The 20135-nt window shown below is 39.2% G+C and carries 19 protein-coding genes; 10 read left to right on the top strand and 9 right to left on the bottom strand.

Features of this window, described 5'->3' with window-relative positions; all coding sequences use genetic code 11:
- Nucleotides 1–97 precede the first annotated feature (97 nt).
- Both B5X70_RS16785 and B5X70_RS16780 read left to right on the top strand, forming a co-directional pair.
- Nucleotides 98–2140 carry a hypothetical protein gene (locus B5X70_RS16785; protein ID WP_079559063.1) on the top strand — a complete coding sequence of 681 codons (2043 nt, stop codon included), beginning with the start codon at nucleotides 98–100 and terminating at the stop codon, nucleotides 2138–2140.
- 205 nt (nucleotides 2141–2345) lie between these two features.
- Nucleotides 2346–3248: a sugar phosphate isomerase/epimerase family protein gene (locus B5X70_RS16780; RefSeq protein ID WP_079559062.1), complete on the top strand. Its 903-nt coding sequence runs from the start codon at nucleotides 2346–2348 to the stop codon at nucleotides 3246–3248.
- Nucleotides 3249–3309: 61 nt separating this feature from the next.
- Here the strand turns inward: B5X70_RS16780 and B5X70_RS16775 are convergent, their stop codons facing one another.
- The 5 genes from B5X70_RS16775 to B5X70_RS16755 form a co-directional block, all read right to left on the bottom strand.
- Nucleotides 3310–4230 (bottom strand): ketopantoate reductase family protein, encoded by a 921-nt coding sequence (locus tag B5X70_RS16775; RefSeq protein WP_079559061.1) that lies wholly within the window; start codon nucleotides 4228–4230, stop codon nucleotides 3310–3312.
- Nucleotides 4231–4363: 133 nt separating this feature from the next.
- Nucleotides 4364–5626 (bottom strand): DASH family cryptochrome, encoded by a 1263-nt coding sequence (locus B5X70_RS16770; protein WP_088328676.1) that lies wholly within the window; start codon nucleotides 5624–5626, stop codon nucleotides 4364–4366.
- Between the two features lie 70 nt (nucleotides 5627–5696).
- A complete protein-coding gene (locus tag B5X70_RS16765; RefSeq protein WP_079559064.1) occupies nucleotides 5697–6248 on the bottom strand; it encodes a DJ-1 family glyoxalase III in 552 nt (183 codons plus the stop codon).
- Between the two features lie 438 nt (nucleotides 6249–6686).
- Nucleotides 6687–6905, bottom strand: coding sequence for a hypothetical protein (locus B5X70_RS16760; protein WP_079559059.1), 219 nt, complete (start codon nucleotides 6903–6905; stop codon nucleotides 6687–6689).
- A gap of 178 nt (nucleotides 6906–7083) precedes the next feature.
- Nucleotides 7084–8481, bottom strand: a complete 1398-nt coding sequence (locus tag B5X70_RS16755; RefSeq protein ID WP_079559058.1) for an NfeD family protein — start codon at nucleotides 8479–8481, stop codon at nucleotides 7084–7086.
- Nucleotides 8482–8665: 184 nt separating this feature from the next.
- On the opposite strand from B5X70_RS16755, the gene purB reads away from it, so the two are divergent.
- The 3 genes from purB (at nucleotide 8666) to B5X70_RS16740 (ending at nucleotide 12728) form a co-directional block, all read left to right on the top strand.
- Nucleotides 8666–10021, top strand: coding sequence for an adenylosuccinate lyase (gene purB, locus B5X70_RS16750; protein ID WP_079559057.1), 1356 nt, complete (start codon nucleotides 8666–8668; stop codon nucleotides 10019–10021).
- A gap of 68 nt (nucleotides 10022–10089) precedes the next feature.
- Nucleotides 10090–11913 (top strand): ABC transporter ATP-binding protein, encoded by a 1824-nt coding sequence (locus B5X70_RS16745; protein ID WP_079559056.1) that lies wholly within the window; start codon nucleotides 10090–10092, stop codon nucleotides 11911–11913.
- 143 nt (nucleotides 11914–12056) lie between these two features.
- Nucleotides 12057–12728 (top strand): hypothetical protein, encoded by a 672-nt coding sequence (locus tag B5X70_RS16740; protein WP_079559055.1) that lies wholly within the window; start codon nucleotides 12057–12059, stop codon nucleotides 12726–12728.
- Here the strand turns inward: B5X70_RS16740 and B5X70_RS16735 are convergent.
- Nucleotides 12725–13444, bottom strand: coding sequence for a (Fe-S)-binding protein (locus tag B5X70_RS16735; protein ID WP_079559054.1), 720 nt, complete (start codon nucleotides 13442–13444; stop codon nucleotides 12725–12727). The genes B5X70_RS16740 and B5X70_RS16735 overlap by 4 nt on opposite strands.
- A 115-nt stretch (nucleotides 13445–13559) precedes the next feature.
- On the opposite strand from B5X70_RS16735, the gene B5X70_RS16730 reads away from it, so the two are divergent.
- Nucleotides 13560–13907, top strand: coding sequence for a T9SS type A sorting domain-containing protein (locus B5X70_RS16730; RefSeq protein ID WP_079559053.1), 348 nt, complete (start codon nucleotides 13560–13562; stop codon nucleotides 13905–13907).
- Nucleotides 13908–13911: 4 nt separating this feature from the next.
- Here B5X70_RS16730 and B5X70_RS16725 read toward each other — a convergent pair whose 3' ends face one another.
- A complete protein-coding gene (locus tag B5X70_RS16725) occupies nucleotides 13912–14373 on the bottom strand; it encodes a methionine-R-sulfoxide reductase (protein ID WP_079559052.1) in 462 nt (153 codons plus the stop codon).
- A 465-nt stretch (nucleotides 14374–14838) separates the two neighbouring features.
- Here B5X70_RS16725 and B5X70_RS16720 point away from each other — a divergent pair, with 465 nt between their 5' ends.
- The 3 genes from B5X70_RS16720 (at nucleotide 14839) to B5X70_RS16710 (ending at nucleotide 18588) form a co-directional block, all read left to right on the top strand.
- Complete coding sequence (locus tag B5X70_RS16720) at nucleotides 14839–15711, top strand: electron transfer flavoprotein subunit beta/FixA family protein (protein ID WP_079559051.1); 873 nt, start codon at nucleotides 14839–14841, stop codon at nucleotides 15709–15711.
- A gap of 84 nt (nucleotides 15712–15795) precedes the next feature.
- Nucleotides 15796–16815, top strand: a complete 1020-nt coding sequence (locus tag B5X70_RS16715; RefSeq protein WP_079559050.1) for an electron transfer flavoprotein subunit alpha/FixB family protein — start codon at nucleotides 15796–15798, stop codon at nucleotides 16813–16815.
- Between the two features lie 63 nt (nucleotides 16816–16878).
- Nucleotides 16879–18588, top strand: a complete 1710-nt coding sequence (locus B5X70_RS16710; RefSeq protein WP_079559049.1) for an acyl-CoA dehydrogenase family protein — start codon at nucleotides 16879–16881, stop codon at nucleotides 18586–18588.
- A gap of 362 nt (nucleotides 18589–18950) precedes the next feature.
- On the opposite strand, the gene B5X70_RS16705 is transcribed toward B5X70_RS16710, so the two are convergent.
- Nucleotides 18951–19172, bottom strand: coding sequence for a helix-turn-helix transcriptional regulator (locus B5X70_RS16705; RefSeq protein ID WP_079559048.1), 222 nt, complete (start codon nucleotides 19170–19172; stop codon nucleotides 18951–18953).
- On the bottom strand, nucleotides 19162–19641 hold the full coding sequence (locus tag B5X70_RS16700; protein ID WP_079559047.1) for a hypothetical protein: 480 nt from the start codon (nucleotides 19639–19641) through the stop codon (nucleotides 19162–19164). The genes B5X70_RS16705 and B5X70_RS16700 overlap by 11 nt, the downstream gene beginning before the upstream one ends.
- A gap of 245 nt (nucleotides 19642–19886) precedes the next feature.
- On the opposite strand from B5X70_RS16700, the gene B5X70_RS16695 reads away from it, so the two are divergent.
- A partial coding sequence (locus B5X70_RS16695) for a hypothetical protein (RefSeq protein WP_200812618.1) occupies nucleotides 19887–20135 on the top strand: 249 nt, incomplete at its 3' end.

Raw genomic sequence — 20135 nt, 5'->3', positions numbered from 1 at the left:
CTCTTCTATCCCAGATATATCAAGACATTCGGCTAGTTGCATAAAAGAAAAAAACGTGAATTTTTTTCGCGTTTTTAAACTATAAAAACATAATACTATGCGTAGAATATTTTTTCTTTTAATTACCGTCATAATGATGACTAATTGTACACAACCAGCCACCGATGGGGCTATTCAAAAATCGGTTGTATCCGCGGATGCAATAGAATCAACCATCAAAGCATTGATAGAAAAACATCCGGATGCCGATGCCGAAAGAATATCCCGCGGTGTTAAACACACCGCATCCTTATGGTGGCCAGCCGATGGTACAAACGATGATTTCATCGAATATTGTAAAAAGCATTTCATCCCCAATGAAAAAGAACGTGAGGCTTTTTTCAATTCAGTCAGCACCCATATTGAAACTCTATACGGCCATTTTAATCAGATTGCACTTGGTCTGCAAAGACCAATCCATGTTGATATGGGAGAAATTCTGCCAATAGACGCGGCATTTGGAGCTTACAGTGCCGGAGCACATTTACAAAACGATCTGTTTGACAATAAAATAGCATTTTATATCACTTTAAACTTCCCTTACTACTCTTTAGATGAAAAAGAAGAGCTGGGGAAATCCTGGGACAGACGAGATTGGGCCTATGCAAGATTAGGAGATTTATTTACTTCACGCACTCCCGCCTCAATCATCCAAAACTATTCAAGAGTAAGTACTGATTCGGAAATGTATATTAGTCAATACAACATACAGGCTGGAAAACTTCTAACAGATGAGAACAGAACAATTTTCCCCGAGGATATGGTATTGCTTTCACATTGGAATTTGCGTGATGAATTAAAAGCCAATTACCCTCTGGGAGAATCAGGTCTGGAGAAACAAATGATGATATATGAAGTGATGAAACATATCATTCGTCAAACCATTCCGGAACAAGTTATCAACAACCCCGAATACAAGTGGGCTCCATACTCTAATACGTTATACCAAAACGGAGAAGAAATTGAGGTGACCCCTGAACCAGACACAAGGTATCAGCAAATCATCAATAACTTTCAGGCATTAAAAGCCATGGATGCCTATTCTCCATTGGACACCTACATCCGAAGAAATTTTGAAGGAAGTATGGAGATTGCTCAACCTGAAGTTGAAGAATTGTTTATAGAGTTCCTGAGTTCAGATGTTTTAAAGGAGATAGGACATTTGATATCAGAAAGACTAGGACGTCCTCTGCAACCCTTTGACATTTGGTACGATGGCTTTAAGGCAAGGGGAGCCATTGGTGAAGATGAATTGAGTGCTGTCACCCGCAGGCTATATCCCGATGCTGAAGCATTTGAAAACGACATGACCAATTTACTTGTAAAACTTGGTTACCAGAGAGAAAGAGCAAACTACATTGCAGAAAAAATAACCGTAGATGCAGCTCGTGGGTCAGGACATGCCTGGGGAGCAGCCATGCGTGGTCAAAACTCCTATCTGCGCACACGTATCCCTGCTGATGGGATGGATTATAAAGGGTATAACATTGCAATGCATGAACTTGGTCATAATGTAGAACAAACGATTTCCCTTTACGATGTAGATTACTACATGCTTAATGGAGTACCAAATACTGCATTCACAGAGGCTCTGGCATTTATGTATCAAAAGCGTGATCTTGACTTGCTGGGTATGCCATCTACCGATCCGCGTGAAGAAGCTCTTCAAACGCTGGATCTGATTTGGGCATCATATGAAATCATGGGTGTATCGCTTCTTGACATGCGAGTTTGGAAGTGGCTATACGAAAACCCGACTGCCACAGCCACACAATTAAAAGAGGCAGTCATTACGCTTGCTACAGATATTTGGAACAACTTTTATGCTCCGGTTTATGGGATAAATGATCAACCAATTCTGGCCATTTACAGTCATATGATCAGCTACCCGCTTTATCTTTCGGCATATGCTTATGGAAACATCATCGAATTTCAGTTGGAAGAGTATATACAAAACAGATCATTCGCTGATGAAACAGACAGAATGTTTATGCTTGGACGTTTAACGCCCAATCATTGGATGCGTCAGGCAGTTGGAGCTGATATAGATATTCAACCGATGCTTAATGCTGGAAGAGAGGCACTGAGGTTGTTCAATTAATTGTCATAACAGTACGCCACTAAAGAAACTCCTTTGCGGGATTTCAAAGTAAGGTAAGTTATATAACTTACCTTATCTTGTTTTACTCTACACACAGAATAACCTCACAATTCATTGTGCACAACTGTTGTTTAATCTTTGAAATTCAAAAAAAAATGCTTTTTTTTGTTAGTAAACAATTACACATCTAACAAATCACACCATCATGAAAATTAAGAACAGACGTGAGTTTATTAAGACCACTTCATTGGGAGTTCTTGGGGCTGCCCTTTTAAGCAAGTATGGAATGTCTGCCTGTGCATCGCCACAAGCACCTGCGGCCATTAAATCAGGAATTGGTATTCAATTATATACCATTCGTGATGCAATGAGTCAAGACGTACCAGGCACCTTGAAAAAAGTTGCCGACATTGGTTACCAGTACCTTGAGTTGGCTGGTTATAATAATGGACAATTTTATGGTTATTCTCCTGCAGAATTTAAAAAACTGGTTGGCGATCTGGGAATGGAAATCATCAGCAGTCACACAGGCGTTGAGGTAAAAGGTGTTGACACCAGCAATGTTGACATCATGGCCGAAGCACATGCCGAACTGGGAGTGAAATACTGCGTGCAGCCATGGTTAGTTGAGGAACGCAGAGTCAGCGCCGACAGCTATCGTCAGTTTGTAGAAGAACTTAACATCATTGGGGACGTTTTTAAAAGATATGGAATCAGGTTTGCATATCACAACCACGACTTCGAATTCTTCGAAGTAGATGGACTAATTCCTTACACTGACATATTTCTTAAAGAAGGAAATCCGGATCTTTTGACTTTTGAATTGGATCATTACTGGGTAGCGCGTGCCGGATTCAACTCGGTTGATCTCATGAAGCAATTCCCGGGCAGATTCGAACTATGGCACATTAAGGATATGGAAGACAGCGAAGATCAGTTCTTTGCACCTGTTGGAGAAGGAATCATCGATTATAAGGCAATTATGGAAGTAGCCGACGTGGCAGGAATGAAATATTTCTTTGTAGAACAGGATGCCACTCGCGATGGCAGAGCAATGGAAGCCATTGAAACAAGCTTTAAAAACATGCAGAATAAAATTCTGATTTAACAGGGAAATCATTAAAAAGGCTGAAACACAAGTTTCAGCCTTTTTATTATCTCTGTACCTGTTAACTTCTTGCTCGTTTCTCCATCAAAATCAAAGATTGATAAATAAATCGGTTCACCGGTACATCAACCCCGGCCTTTTCAGCCATTCGTACCACAGTTCCGTTCTGATACTCCAACTCTGATGGCTTTCCTTCCCAAATATCCCGCGTAAGCGAAGAGGTTGAATCATATGGGAATGTATCGATAAAACCCATGGTTTTATCTACGAAACCCTCCTTAATATAAACATTCATTGCAGCAGCTACATCTGCTACTTCTTTAAACAATTGGCACATCATCTCTCGTGTTTCAGGCTGTTCACGCACTTCACCATAAGTGGAACGCGTTACGGCCAACAAAGCACTGACGCATATCGAGATAAATTTCTTCCAAAGTTCTGATTGAATATCATTTGCCACCATTGATTTGAAGCCGGATGCCTCAAATATTGAGTTCAATTCTAAAACCCTGTCGGTTTTAGAATTATCGGTTTCCCCAAATACAATGGTAGGCTCCACAGCCAAATGATTAATAATCCCAGGGTTTTCAATTTTACTAATGATGCGGCATAACCCGGCTAATACATTCTTATGAGGCAACACCTCCTTTAATTCTTCACTTGCCAAAACTCCGTTTTGCAAAGGCAGCACGAGGGTGTTTTCAGCAACAACATTTTTAAGTTGTACTGCCACGTCTTTCAGTTGCCAGGCTTTTACAGCCACAATAACCAAATCAGACACCCCGGTTTCTGAAATGTTTGAAGTAGCTTTAACAGGCGACACCAAAAAATCATCATTAATACTCTTCACTTTCAAGCCTTTTTCAAGCATGGCTTTTAAATGTTCTCCACGAGCAACAAAAGTCACATCATGTCCGGCATTTGCCATTCGTCCTCCAAAATAGGCACCTACGCCGCCTGTTCCTATTATTGTTACCTTCATTTGTAGATTTTATAAGCTTAATTATTCACATTTTATCCATATGGAGTTTACTGACAACTTGGCTGTCAGCCATTAAAGCATGATTGCAATCTGGCAGTGTTTATTTGCTTAGTGCTAACTAATCGTTAGAAACCTACCCCAACCATTTTTTTCGAAAGGTGCCATCAGGATCAAATTTTTCTGCTTGTTTTTGCAGATTAAATCTTCGATTTACCCTGCTATCGGTTCCTCTTCCTGATTGATACGCCCAATTACCGTAATTATTATAAACCTCATAATCAATGAGTCGATTCTCGAACCATGCGGCACCCCATTGCCAGTTAACTTTTAATTCTTTTGCAAGATAATAAGAAACCAGCATCCTACCACGATTACTCATAAATCCGGTATGTAACAACTCTCGCATTAAGGCATCAACAATGGGTTGTCCGGTAATTCCATTTTTCCAATGGTTAAATGTTTCAATGTCATCAAACATTCCATGTTCACTCTGCCGTAAGCCTTTAGTCCAAAACAGTTTGTTCCCATATCGCATCATAATGTAACGATAGTACTCACGCCAGATAAGTTGTTCACAAAACGTTACCAGCGACTCCTCGTTAACAGAATGCTCTTTGGCATATGCATGAATTTTGTGCCACAACCACCTCACTGATAGTGATCCATTTGATAGCCACGGCGCCAAATGCGATGAAAAGTGACTTCCGATTAATTGATTACGGGTTTCGAGATAACGATTCAGGCCATCAGCAGTAATCCACGAATAATAGTGCGCCATGGCTGCATCTTCCCCTCCTGTAAATCTTAAATTATTGTCAGATACTGGTAGTTCAGTCAATTTTTTTTCTAATTCTTTATTTAGTATGGTGTTGATGGATGGAATTTTGATAATGTTTTCTACTTGTGAAACACTGTGTCCTAATTCCCAAACCCTATTTTTAAAACGGGTATAATAGAATGGAGAAGTCTCCGGTAAAAAAGGTAAAGATTCCGGTGGAAATAGCATATTACCGGAAAAAAGTTTCAAAGCAACTTTTTTCTTAAGCTCACTCTCTGCTAATATCTCATCGTGCGCATACTCTTTGGTAGCATATATGGCTGATGCATTTATTTGGGAATACAACTTCGCAAGAATCTCATTAACATTCCCGGTAAAAACAAGCAAATGACTACCGGCATTTGCAATCTTTTTCTGCAGTTGAAAAAGCGTATCTGTAAGAAATTGTTTTCGAAATTCTCCCATTGACGGAAAACCCAACGGGTTTTCAACAAACCATTTTTCATCAAAAATAAAAACCAGAACCACAGGTTTACCGGTTTCAATTGCACGCGACAAAGCAGGATTATCATGTAATCTTAAATCGTTGCGAAACCAAAAAATAACGGGAGATTGCATAAAATGTATAAGAATTTAGTTATAACTCTTAAACGTTATAACCAGACAATGGTTCGAGGACAGAAGTAACTTAACTAACCACCATCTTTTTAGCCAGTTCACTGGCAAGTGACTCATCGGTTGACAAATTTTTCACGATTTCCAATGAAAATGCCATGGCGGCACCAATTCCCCGTCCTGTAACAATCTTTCCATCAGTCACCGCTTGTTCATTGGTTAGTTCTGCTCCATGCAGGTGCTTTTCAAAACCGGGATAACAGGTTGATTTTTTTCCTTCCAGAAGTTTCATCTCACCTAATATCATGGGTGCGGCGCAAATGGCAGCCAGCCATTTACCATTATCGTAAAACTTTTGAATCAATGACTTTACCTTTTCATTTCCAAAAAGATTTGTTGTACCTGGCAAGCCTCCGGGAAGTATCAGTATGGTACCTGTGCCGGAATCCACATCATTCAGAAAAACATCTGTTTTCACAGAGATGTCATGTGAACCGGTTATTACTGGTGCACCGGTGGTTGAAACCAAAAAAACTTCAAAACCGGCTCTGCGCAGTACATCAGCGGGAGTTAAGGCTTCAACTTCTTCAAACCCGTCTGCCAATAGAATATATACTTTTACCATAACTTGCTTATTTGTTTTCCAAAAATATGATTTATCTATATAAAGGTAAAATATAACTGTGGAATTTACAAAATCAATAGCGTAAGGACATGCAATCAAAGAATTAATACTCCTTTAAATTTAAGATATAAATGATTTATCCACATTCACCACGTAAAAACACCATTTTTTTTAATTAGAAAGCCCTATCATGTGAACACACTTGCACCTGCATGAATAATTTATGTCTATAAACGAAAGAGAAATGGATATCTAAAGGACATTTGATGAAGATAAAGACTTTACTTTAAAAATCAAGGAGACATTACCTCTCCCATGAGACGAATAACAAAAAAAATGTTTATAGTAGACAAGATAACATATACATAAGTAATAAAATATAACAGGCAGATAATTAAAATTATCTGCCTGCCTTATCATCCTTTATAAAGTTCTAAATTAATAAAGATCCTCATCTTCATCATCCATGGGATCATTATAGAAATCATCTTCAAGATCATCATCCAGATTGTAGTCATCAAATTCATCTACTTCATCATAGATAGATGGCTTCTTTGATCTCTTTTGTTTACCTAGCTTTACCCCCGGTCTTTTCAATGATTCCTCATCCTGAAACATTCCTCCGGAATTCCTTGTGGGAAGCCTCTTTGTTTTCATTTTAATATTGCTTTTTAGTTAAAAAAATGAGTTGTTAATACGGTTGAAAAATACAAAATTCTCTGTTTTCATCATACAAATTACAACTTTTTTCGCACTATTTTTCGTTAAAAATTCAAAACAAGATAAAACTCTCTGTTTATGGCAGATAGACAGATTGAAAATTCAAAATTAAGAGTCAAATTTTTCGCACATTTAACTGTCCTGAGGTAAAACTGATCACCTTTATGTTTTCATCCCGATCTACAAAACCCTCAAGTGCTCTGGCATCGTATACTTCGCCTTCAATGGTTACTTTTCCGGAAGGACGCAGAACGGTTGATGAAACTCCGGTTTTTCCTACCAAACTCTTGTAATGGGTGTCAACACTCACATATCCCTGATTAATATCCTGACTGGTTTGCAATGTAATTCTCGACAAGGGAGCCGTAGGCGAAGCCGTCCATCGATTACTTAAATATATCACCAGCAATATTCCCCCAAACATTCCTCCAAACACAGTAAGGAGTGCCTCCATCAGTTCTTTGGTTTTAACTCCAGAAAAATCGAACACCACATTGTCGAGCAAGCTTAACACCAAGCCGGTAACCACCAGTATTGTTCCTGAGATTCCGGCTACACCAAAGCCGGGTATCACAAATATCTCAAGGGCAATAAGAACAACACCGATGACAAAGAGCATGATTTCCCAATTGGCAGCCAATCCATCCAGATAAAGTGGCGCAAAATACAAAACGGCAGCCACAATGGCGGCTATGATAGGAAATCCGATTCCCGGAGACTGAAGCTCAAAATATATACCTCCTAAAATTACCAGAATAAGCATCCCTCTTAAAATAGGACTGGTCAAAAAACCTTTAAGGTTGTCGTAAAATGTTGGTCTGAAACTCACCACTTCAGCATCCGGTACTCCCAGTTGTTCCAGTACATCATCAATACTGCGTGCAATTCCATCGCAAAAACCATGTTCTACTGCCTCCAAAGCGGTAAACGTAAGAACTTGTCCTGCCTCAATAATACCGGGAATTTCTACCCTTTCATCAACCATGGCTTCCGCAATTCGTGGGTCACGACGCCATTTTACAATGGTATCATTGGCCACAATAATGGTATCTTTTCCGTGAGACTCCGCGGTTGCGCGAATAGTTGAACGCATATACGACTGAAACTTGTCGGGCATCTCCTCTCCGGTTTGGTTCACAACAGTGGCCGCTCCAATATTGGCACCTGGGCGCATATATATATTCTGGGCTGCAATGGAAATCAATGCTCCGGCGCTGGCAGCATTATTATCAATAAAAACGTGAACGGGTATGTCGCTGTTTAGTATTTTTGTGCGAATGGAATCAGCAAAAACCACCTCACCCCCATACGTATTCATGTGAATCAATATCATATCTGCGTTCATCTCTCGGGCTTCTTTAAAAGCTTTCTGAGTATGAACCCAAACAGTACTGTTAATATTGCTGAAGATTGGTAAGCGGTAAACCAAAGGTTTACCTGTTTCAGCTGTTTCGTTGGCACTAATGGAAATCAAAGCCAACAGTATCATTAAAAAACCGGTTAATTTCTTCATTCTTTATTTAACTATAATTGATTTTAGACCTAAATTTAAAAGATACTTGATTATATCTCTAGTTTATCAAAAATAGACAAAAATAATGATACCATCGCAACATACATGTAAATTGAATGGATCAACATTCTCAACCATTTTACCCCATAATTTTATTACATTTGCAGTCTAAAACATAAATATCATGCTCGACATTCAGTTACTTACTGCAATTTCTCCCATAGACGGACGCTACCGTACTAAAGTAGACGGTCTGGCACTCTATTTTTCAGAATATGCTCTTATCCGTTACAGGGTAATGGTTGAAGTGGAATACTTTATAGCACTTTGCGAAATCCCGCTCAAACAGTTGGAGTGTGTTGACAAAAGTAAGTTCGACGGTTTGAGAAAAATCTACAAGAATTTCCAACTGGAAGATGCCGAAAAGATTAAAAGCATTGAAAGTGTAACAAATCATGATGTTAAGGCAGTTGAATATTTCGTTAAAGAAAAATTCGATGAAATGGGCATGGATAAATTCAAAGAATTTATCCATTTCGGACTCACATCACAGGATATAAACAACACATCTGTTCCGGCATCACTCCGCGATGCCGTTCACGATATCTACTATCCATTACTGGAAGAACTCATCAGTGAACTTGAAAAATTTGCCGATGACTGGAAAGAGGTTCCCATGCTGGCAAAGACTCACGGACAACCGGCCTCTCCCACCCGTTTGGGAAAAGAGATTAAGGTTTTCACCGAAAGACTGAACACTCAGCTGGCATTGCTAAAAAGCATTCCATGTTCGGCAAAATTTGGAGGAGCTACTGGTAATTTCAACGCACATCATGTTGCCTATCCAGAAATTGACTGGGTAGAATTTGGAAATAACTTTCTTGGCAATTACCTGAAACTTGAAAGAGAACAACTGACCACACAAATCAGCAATTACGATAATCTCGCCGCTTCTTTTGACAACTTCAAACGAATCAACACCATTTTGCTTGATTTGTGTCGCGACATGTGGACATATATCATGATGGAATACTTCAAGCAAAAAATTAAAAAAGGGGAGGTTGGTTCCAGTGCGATGCCACATAAGGTAAACCCCATTGATTTTGAAAATGCTGAAGGAAATCTGGGAATTGCCAATGCTCTATTTGACCATTTGGCAGCAAAACTTCCGGTTTCGCGTTTACAGCGTGACCTTACCGACAGTACAGTCCTTCGAAACATTGGCGTTCCAATTGCACATTCGGTCCTTTCTATTAAATCCATTCAAAAGGGGCTTAGCAAGTTGCTTTTAAATGAAGCGGCCATACAAAAAGACCTTGACGACAACTGGGCAGTGGTAGCAGAAGGAATTCAAACCATCTTGCGCCGTGAAGGATATCCAAATCCATACGAGGCGTTAAAAGAGCTGACACGCACCAATGCAAAAGTTACGGCACGCTCTTTGGCGGAATTTGTGGATACCCTGAACGTGAGCGACGAAATTAAAGAAGAACTGAAAATGCTTACGCCACAAAGCTACACAGGTGTTAGTATGTATTAAACTCTTTCAACTTCCGTGTTTTATGCACGGAGGTTGATTCCAATTACTTTAATTGCTGATTATTCTCCATGAAAGATTTTCTATCCATAGCAATAAGATACCTTCCTCCTTACAAGCATTTGCTGGCATTAAACTTTATGTTTAACCTGCTATCGGCCATTTTTGCTGTTTTTTCTGTGGCATTGATGATTCCAATGCTGGAAATTATTTTAATGCAGGACAGTGAGGTATATGAATTAATGCCTTGGGCTATGGAGTTTGATCCTCTCAAAAACAATCTATACTATTATATAACTTTATTAAAAGACCAATACGGTCCCGGTTGGTCTCTTCTTTTCGTGGGAATGTTCCTTATTACCGGCACGCTGTTAAAGGTATTAAACGCTTATTTGGCATCATACACCAGCGTTGGAATACGTAATGGTGTAGTTCGCGACCTTCGTCACCAGATTTATAATAAAATACTAAATCTACCCATGGGTTTCTTTAGCGATGAACGGAAAGGTGATATCATCGCACGCAGCACGGGAGATGTACAGGAAGTGGAAAACTCCATTATGTCATCGTTGGATATGTTCCTAAAAAACCCTGTTCTGATTCTGGTTTTTTTGACCACCATGATGATTTTCAGTGTGCAACTCACTCTATTTGTTTTGGTCATACTACCATTTGCCGGGTTAATAATAGGGAGGGTTGGAAAAAGTCTGAAAAAACGTTCCATGAAAGGCCAGAATAAAATGGGCGACATTTTAGGCGTATTGGAAGAAACCCTCTCCGGCTTAAGAATAGTAAAGGCATTCAACGCTGAAAAGCGCATGGGAAAGAAATTTGATGAAGAGATTGACGAGTACCGGTCTATCATGAACAAACTGATGCGGCGTCGCGATTTGGCTCATCCCATGAGTGAATTTTTAGGAACGATCGTGGTCGTTTTGGTTGTTTGGTTTGGCGGCACTCTTATTCTGAACGAAGACAGCGGCTTACAACCGGCGGCTTTTTTGGCGTACATTGGGATTTTTTATCAGATAATAAATCCGGCAAAAGCCTTCTCGCAGGCTGTTTTCAGCATTCAGAAAGGATTGGCAGCATACGAAAGGATAGACAGAATTTTGCAAGCCGACATATATATTAAGGATAAAGAAAACGCACAGGAGATTAGCCATTTAGGCAAAAATGTTGAATATAAACATGTGACCTTCGCCTATGGAGATCGCCCGGTGCTCAAAAATGTTAGCATTGAGATTCCAAAAGGAAAAACAGTAGCCCTCGTGGGTCAGTCCGGAAGTGGTAAATCCACTTTCGTGGATTTACTTCCCAGATTCTACGATATTAAGCAAGGAGCCATTACCATTGACGGCATCGACATCAGAGACTTAAAAATTCACGATCTAAGAAATCTCATGGGCAATGTGAATCAGGAAGCCATTCTCTTCAATGATTCCATATATAATAACATAACCTTTGGTGTTGAACACGCCACCATGGAGCAAGTAGTTGAGGCAGCCAAAGTTGCCAATGCACATGATTTCATATTGGAAACAGAGAACGGCTACGATACGGTAATTGGCGACAGGGGCAGCAAACTATCAGGTGGACAGCGGCAACGATTGAGCATTGCACGTGCCGTTCTCAAAAATCCACCCATTCTTATTCTGGATGAAGCCACATCGGCTCTCGACACAGAATCGGAATTACTGGTACAGCAGGCACTTGAGAACCTTATGGAACATCGCACTTCAATTGTTATTGCTCACCGGCTTTCGACCATTCATAACGCCGATAAAATTTGTGTTTTTCATGAAGGTGAAATCGTTGAAACCGGAACTCACAATGAATTAATCCAAAAAGACGGGATTTACAGAAAACTTCACTCCCTCCAGATGCGAGAGTAGGCTAAATCAAACAATTACATCTTTCCATACTATTGTGTAACAACCCTGACTGCGGTTTCGTACAACAAAATAAATTAAGGCATAACAATTGTTATACCTTAATTCGTTGTAATAAATCAACCAAACAAACCATTATCAATTTGATGAGAATTACAATCATATCGTTACTTTCAATATTTTTCACCATAAATGAAATAAACGGAGAAAATCCTGGGCATGACTGGTTCAAAATACCGGACACGACAGTTTTAATGCCTAAAAATTGGGACATTCCCGAAAAACACCATCCACCGTTACAAATAATTGTTCCCGATGTGCCTTCACTACACGACCAACGAATTACTGTAAAGTATGCTCATATTGGAACAACTATGAATGCACGGCCTACCGTTTGGTCATTAATTTTCAGAAACAGAGATAACAGACATTACATCATCCGTGTAAATAAAAACGAGGAGTTTGAGGGGGTTCAGTACAATCCTGACATTCCTATGGAATCGCGCATTGGCTTGTGGATTCATGAACTTATGCACATCAAAGATTACAACGACAGGGGTTTTTTCGGTGTACTGGAACGAGGCTGGCAATATCTCTCCAAAAGAGGACGCGCTAAATTCGAATATGAAATCGACATGATGGTAATTGAAGCCGGATATCGCTACTATCTCTACAGATGGGCTTACTATGTTCTATACGATTCTGATGCTTCCGACGAGTACAAACAATACAAAAGAGATATTTATCTGACCCCTGAGGAAATTTTGGGCGAGATGGACGAATTAGGTTATGTTCATATTCCACTCTTCTTTTTTTAAAATGAAGCCAATACACTGGCAATATGTGCGGTTTTAATTGGCAACTTGCGCTTTTCAATAACCGAATTCAGATTAATAAAGCAGGACGCCTCCGATGAGACGATATAATCAGCACCAGTATTAATGGCATGTTCCAGTTTTTGCTCAGCCATTGCAACCGATACGGCAGGAAATTTAACCATAAAAGTTCCACCAAATCCACAACAGGTATCGGTCTCCTCCATCTCAACCAACTCCAGATTTTTCACATTCGACAGCAGAATCCTGGGTTCCTCTTTTATCCCATAATCTCTAAGAGCGGAGCATCCGTCATGGTAAGTAACTTTATAAGGAAATTCGGCACCAAATGAAGTCATTTTAATATGATTTACCAGAAAGTCGGTATATTCAATCACATTTTTGGTAACTTTACTTAAGCCTTGAAGCATATCAGGCTTATTTTCAAAAATCTTACTGTAGTGGTTTTTAATAAAACCGGCACAAGATGCAGAAGGCACTATTATCGGAACATTACCGGAAAAATCCGTGAGGAATTTTTCCGCCATTTTTTCTGAATGTTTCCAATAACCGCTGTTATAAAAAGGCTGTCCGCAACATGTCTGTTCAGGATTGTAATTCACTTCCACATCTGCTTTTTCAAGGGTTTTTATCATATCAAAACCAATACGTGGAAACATTTCATTGATAAAACAAGGAATGTAAAGCTCTACTTTCATACAAAATTGTAAAAACAGCGTAAATTTAATAAATTGTTAAAGAGATTTATTAATGTAACCTTTTATTTAGTATTTTTGTAGAAGTATAAGGTATGCTTTTTGATAAGAATATATTATGAATAAATTTTACAATGTAGTTCGTATATCTCTTGTATGTTTCTTTGTTTTGCTTTCAGCAAACAAAGCAGCAGGCATTACCTTTGATTCTAACGAAGAGCCGGTTGTAAAAACATCCGTTTCAGTGAATAGCTCCGGCGACATCATTGTTAATAATCCCGGTGAAAAAACCTACACCATACAAGTATTTGACCTCACAGGAAAAGAGATTCTGCGTCGTGAAGTGATTTCAGAAACCGGAGTACAAACACTAAGCAGTTCATCGCTTCGGCGGGGTGTCTATTTGGTGCGTGTAACTCCTGCATCCAATGCTCCTTCAGCTACAATAAAAATAATGATTAGGTAAGCTCCTATTCTTTCATCGTTTTTTCCGGAATAAATACCATTGAAATGCTATTGACACAGTGTCGTGTGTTTTTAGGCGTAAATCCCTCGCCTTTAAAAACATGACCTAAATGACCATTACAATTGGCACACAGAATCTCTGTACGCCTTCCATCCGCATCAGGCAGTCGCTTAACAGCTCCTTCTATTTCATCATCAAAAGCCGGCCAACCACAAAGCGCATCAAACTTATTGGCACTTCTGTATAAATGAGCATTGCACTGCCTGCAAGCGTAAACGCCTTTTTCCCAATGGTCATAGTATTCCCCTGTAAAAGGACGTTCTGTGCCTTTATGTATAATTACACGAGCTTCTTCTACATTTAACTCTCTGAATTTAAACTCCCTCATAGTATTTTCTGTTGAATCATTTTGACTAAAAACAGTTACAACCGCAACTGTAAATATCAATAATATAATCAATCTCATAATCGTACTTTAGAAATAAAACAATCAATGACAGCTAAAGTTTAAGAATAAATATCGTTGAGTTCTAAAATTAGCAATCACTAAAACATCATCAAGAACTACTTTAATAGGAACCATTAACCAAACACAATTCATCTATTACCAGAAGCAATAAACCAGTCTTTAAAATCATCTATCAAAATCAAAACCTTCAGACCACCTATAAGTTAAATTAAACTCATTCTAAATTGCCTGCCATTATCTATTTTTTATTTGTTAATTTTTATTACCTCAAAGCCAATTTTTCCTAATTATAACTAATTGTAAAATTGATTTTTACAATTAAACACAATAGAAATACTTCCTAGAAATAAAACCAAACCAAAATTAATCACCTGTTTTACAGCATTTTTATAAGTTGTGCAAATGCGCTCTTTTGTTATATTTGTGTTTCTCAAAATCAAATTAATACTTAAATTTTATAAAATGGGATTAAAGATTATTGTTCTTGCTAAGCAGGTGCCTGACACACGTAACGTTGGCAAAGATGCAATGAAAGCTGACGGAACTGTAAACAGAGCCGCATTGCCGGCAATTTTCAATCCGGAAGACTTGAACGCCCTTGAGCAAGCATTGCGATTGAAGGAAAAGTATAAAGGATCCACTGTTACGGTATTAACCATGGGACCGGGACGTGCTGCCGACATCATACGCGAAGGACTTTTTCGCGGTGCTGATGATGGTTATTTACTTACCGACAGAGCTTTTGCCGGATCTGATACATTGGCAACTTCATATGCCATATCTTGTGCTGTCAGAAAAATTAAATCGTTTGATTTAATCTTGGCTGGTCGTCAGGCCATTGATGGGGACACCGCCCAGGTAGGCCCACAGGTAGCCGAAAAACTAAACTTACCTCAAATAACTTACGCTGAAGAGATCCTTAAAGCCGAAAAAGGGAAAATCCTTGTAAAAAGGCGTCTTGAGAGAGGAGTGGAAACCGTTGAAGGACCATTACCATGTGTAGTTACAGTTAACGGTTCTGCAGCACCTTGTCGCCCTCGCGCAGCAAAACTTTTAATGAAATACAAGCACGCTAAAACCATGAGCGAGAAACAATCTCAATCAGAGGATTATATTGACATGAGCGCCGACCGGCCATATCTCAACATCGCCGAATGGAGTGTAAATGACGTAGAAACCGATGACAAATGGTTAGGACTTGCCGGATCTCCCACAAAAGTTAAGAAAATTGAAAATGTGGTATTCCAGGCCAAGGAGTCCAAAGTCCTTTCAGGCTCGGATAAAGATATTGAGGAATTGATGAAAGAGTTAATCCTGAATCATACCATCGGTTAATCGTTTATAAAATTATCACAGCGTAAAAAGCTGTACAAAAAAGCACCACGTGCTTTTTTGAAAAACCAGAAAACTTATTTACTCATGAACAACGTATTCGTTATATGTGAAATGGATGAGGGAAAAGTTGCCGATGTAAGCCTTGAATTGCTTACCAAAGGTCGCACCCTTGCCAATACGCTTAAATGTAAACTGGAAGCAGTTGTTTTAGGCCATAAAATCAGCGGAATAGAAAAAGAGATCATCCCATATGGTGCCGATGTGGTTCACATTGGTGACGACCCAAAATTATCGCCCTATACAACCCTTCCACATTCAGCAGTTATCAACGGGTTATTTGCCGAAACAAAACCACAAATTGGCCTTCTGGGTGCTTCCACTATGGGACGCGATCTGGGACCAAGGGTTTCTTCTGCTTTGGTAAGCGGTTTGACCGCCGACTGTACAGCCCTTGAAATTGGTGACCACGAAGACAAAAAAGCCGGAAAAAACTACAAAGACCTGCTATACCAGATTCGTCCTGCCTTTGGAGGTAACATTGTGGCCACCATAATCAATCCCGATTGCCGTCCTCAAATGGCAACAGTGCGCGAAGGGGTAATGAAAAAAGAGATTTACTCGCCAAATCATAAAGGTGAAGTGAAAACAATTGATGTTAGCAAATACATCAAACCCGAAGATCTGGTAGTGAAAGTGATTGAACGCCACATGGAAAAAAGCCGTGTGAACATCAAAAACTCCTCCATCATTGTTTCAGGCGGTTATGGCATGGGTTCCAAAGAGAATTTCAATGTTCTTTATGATTTAGCAGAAGCCATTGGTGGTGAGGTTGGTGCTTCACGTGCTGCAGTGGATGCAGGATATGCCGATCATGATCGACAGGTGGGACAAACCGGTATTACGGTACGACCTAAACTCTACATCGCTTGTGGAATTTCAGGCCAGATACAGCACACCGCCGGAATGGAAGACTCTGCAATGGTCATTGCCATTAATAATGATGCCAATGCGCCCATCAATAAAATTGCAGACTATGTAATTACCGGCGATGTTATGGAAATCATTCCTAAAATGATAAAGTTTTATAAGAAAAACAGCAAGTAAATCTTGCTGTAGCATTAATTATTAAGTTGTAACGAACCTCCAAGGTTCTAAACAAATAACAAAATGGCTAATTTTTTCACAGATAATACCGACCTCCTTTTTCATCTGCAACACCCACTGATGAAGAAAATCGTAGCTCTTAAAGAGCGCGATTTCCAAGACAAGGACAAATTTGATTATGCCCCCATGGATTTTGAAGATGCAATGGACAGTTACGAAAAAGTACTGGAAATTGTAGGCGAAATTTGTGGCGATATTGTAGCACCAAATGCCGAAGGCGTTGATGCAGAGGGTCCAAAAATTGTAAATAACGAAGTTATTTACGCTAAAGGCACGCAGGAAAACCTTGATGCACTGGTTAAAGCGGGTTTAATGGGAATTACCCTTCCAAGAAAATACGAAGGCCTTAATTTCCCAATTGTTCCCTACATTATGGCCGCCGACATTGTGTCCCGTGCCGATGCAGGCTTTGTAAATATTTGGGGCTTGCAAGACTGCGCCGAAACCATCAACGAATTTGCATCAGAGGACCAAAAAGAGCGCTTCCTTCCGAGAATTTCAAATGGCGAAACGGCTGCGATGGATCTCACCGAACCCGATGCTGGTTCTGACCTTCAGGCGGTACAGCTAAAAGCTACCTACAACGAAAAAGATGGAAAATGGTACCTGAACGGTGTGAAGCGATTCATTACCAATGGTGATGGTCATGTTTCTCTTGTTTTAGCACGAAGTGAAGCAGGCACCACCGACGGACGTGGTCTTTCCATGTTTATATACGACCGCAACCATAAAAAAGTAACCATTCGTCGTATTGAGAACAAAATGGGTATCAAAGGATCGCCCACTTGTGAACTAGTATTTAAGGATGCCCCGGCTGAATTGGTGGGACAAACAAGAATGGGTTTGATTAAATACGTAATGGCGCTGATGAATGGAGCCCGTTTGGGAATTGGTGCTCAATCGGTTGGTATTTCTGAAGCAGCATACCGGGAAGCTCTTGCTTACGCTGAAGAACGGAAGCAGTTTGGCAAAACCATTATCGAATTTCCTGCTGTGTATGAACTTCTGGCGACCATGAAAGCCCGTCTTGATGCATCGAGAACGTTGCTTTACGAAACCTCAAGATACGTTGACATATATAAAAGCTATATGCACATCAGTGAAGAGAGGCAACTCACCAAGGAGGAACGCGCTGACATGAAATATTACCAGCGATTGGCAGATTTCTTTACGCCACTTCTAAAAGGAATGACCAGTGAATACTGTAACCAATTGGCTTACGATTCGCTTCAAATACATGGTGGTAGTGGTTTCATGAAGGATTACCCCATTGAACGAATATATCGCGATGCACGTATCACGACTATTTACGAGGGGACAACCCAGTTGCAGGTTGTTGCTGCCATCAGGGGAGTAACCACAGGTTCATACCTCGACAGGATTCGTGAATTTGAAGCCATGACAATTAAGCCCGAACTCCATGGTTTCCGAAGGACTCTGATAGGCATGACCGAAGAGTACGAAAAAGCCGTTCGTCAGGTAATGGAAGTGAAGGACAATGAATATCTGGATTTCCATGCCAGGAGATTGGTAGAAATGGCCGGACATATTATTATGGGTTACCTCTTGTTATTGGATACCGAGCGCGACGACAGATTCCGGACTTCCACTGAAATCTATATCAGAATGGGGCGTTCAGAAAACCGTGCGAGAGCAGAGTATATTGCAAATTGCACCATTGATGATTTAGGTTTCTTTAAACCGGCGCAGTAATACTAATAGAAATTAGTTATAAAAAATGGAGTTGTCCGAATTAACCGACAACTCCATTTTTATTTTAGTTGGCCAATATCTCCATGGTTTATTTAATCAATTTATATTTTACGATAACAGGATTACTGTATTCATTGAGCGCTTCAAGACTATGAAATGACTCATCACATAGAAGCTCATCAGAAACAACATATGAAATCCAATCGGCATCTGACACATAATACAAATAGTCGTTACATATAGCATCACTAGTGACTACCTATACCATCTTAGAACACCGTACATGCAATCCCTTTATTGAAAGCACTATGGTGGTAGCAAATAGAAGCGTTCCGTCACTAATATTATATCCAAAACAACCTTCAGGAATTACCATCTGATTGCCAATCGGAATCTTCCAGTTCAAAAACATTTTGAACTGGTTGTTTAAAAACCTGAGCGATTTTAAGAGCAAGGATTGTTGAAAGATTGTATTTCCCCAATTCAATTGCATTTATAGTTTGTCGGCTAACATTAACTAATTCCGCTAATTGAGCTTGAGTAATATTTAACTTTGCTCTTTCAACTTTTATGCTATTCTTCATTCTGTAAAAGTGTTTTGGATTTATATAACGCCCAATTAAACCGTATTATAAAGAAAATAAGTATTGTAAACATATTGAACTTAAGAACCCAAAGAAATGCAAAATCATAAACAAATATGATTGTTGTGATAAGAACAGCATAATTGATGTAAGTTGCCCAAACTAATGACTCTAAACGAATTTTCGAAATTAATTCATCCTCTGTCTTTTCCTTAGAAAAAGCAACTAATAGTGCTCCAATAATCAAAAGCAATCCAACAATTTCATCAAACAGATTGGTTTTTGTCATGGAAAAAAACGATACTTTGCTAAATAATGATTGTTGTTCTGCAATAGAGGAAACACTAACATTTAAGAATGTTGGTTCTGGTTGATAAATTAAATAAATTAAACCAAGAAAAATTCCTGTAACAAACAATAACCAGCCAGTTTTTTTAAACTTACTTGAAAAAAGATAATTTGTTTTCATAATTAAAGAATTAAAAGTTTCTTTAAATGTAATAAATAAATGTCTTTATGTCATGTTTACTTTACATTAATTTCGAGATTTATTTGAAGTGTAAATATTTCTACTTTGACCTATAAGTATATCTATTATTGAATAAGTTTTGGGATTGCTTTGAAAAAAAGGTCATCCCTTGAAGAGTGAATTTTTAGCGAACTAAAGTTCCAATCTGGTATTGCAGCCTAAAGGAGAGACTCTACCTTTGTATAATGAACAATACATTTTACAAGCAATACAAAGAGCATATTGCATTAACATATAACTGCTTTGACAGATTGGTTTTTAATGGCTATATACTTGGTACATACAAAGACTCCAATATTGTCCAACTACTGAAGAATCTGAATTTCAGCAAACTTACCAATGGGGTTGTGCGTTGCTTAACAGACCAGCTTAATGCTCATATAAAACAGTACGCAATCCACAATAATATTCCTGTTATCTGGTGGGACAGTATC

It is taken from the genome of Alkalitalea saponilacus (genome assembly GCF_900168165.1).
Taxonomy (GTDB): Bacteria; Bacteroidota; Bacteroidia; order Bacteroidales; family Marinilabiliaceae; genus Natronoflexus; species Natronoflexus saponilacus.
This window is presented reverse-complemented; position numbering and strand designations above follow the sequence as displayed.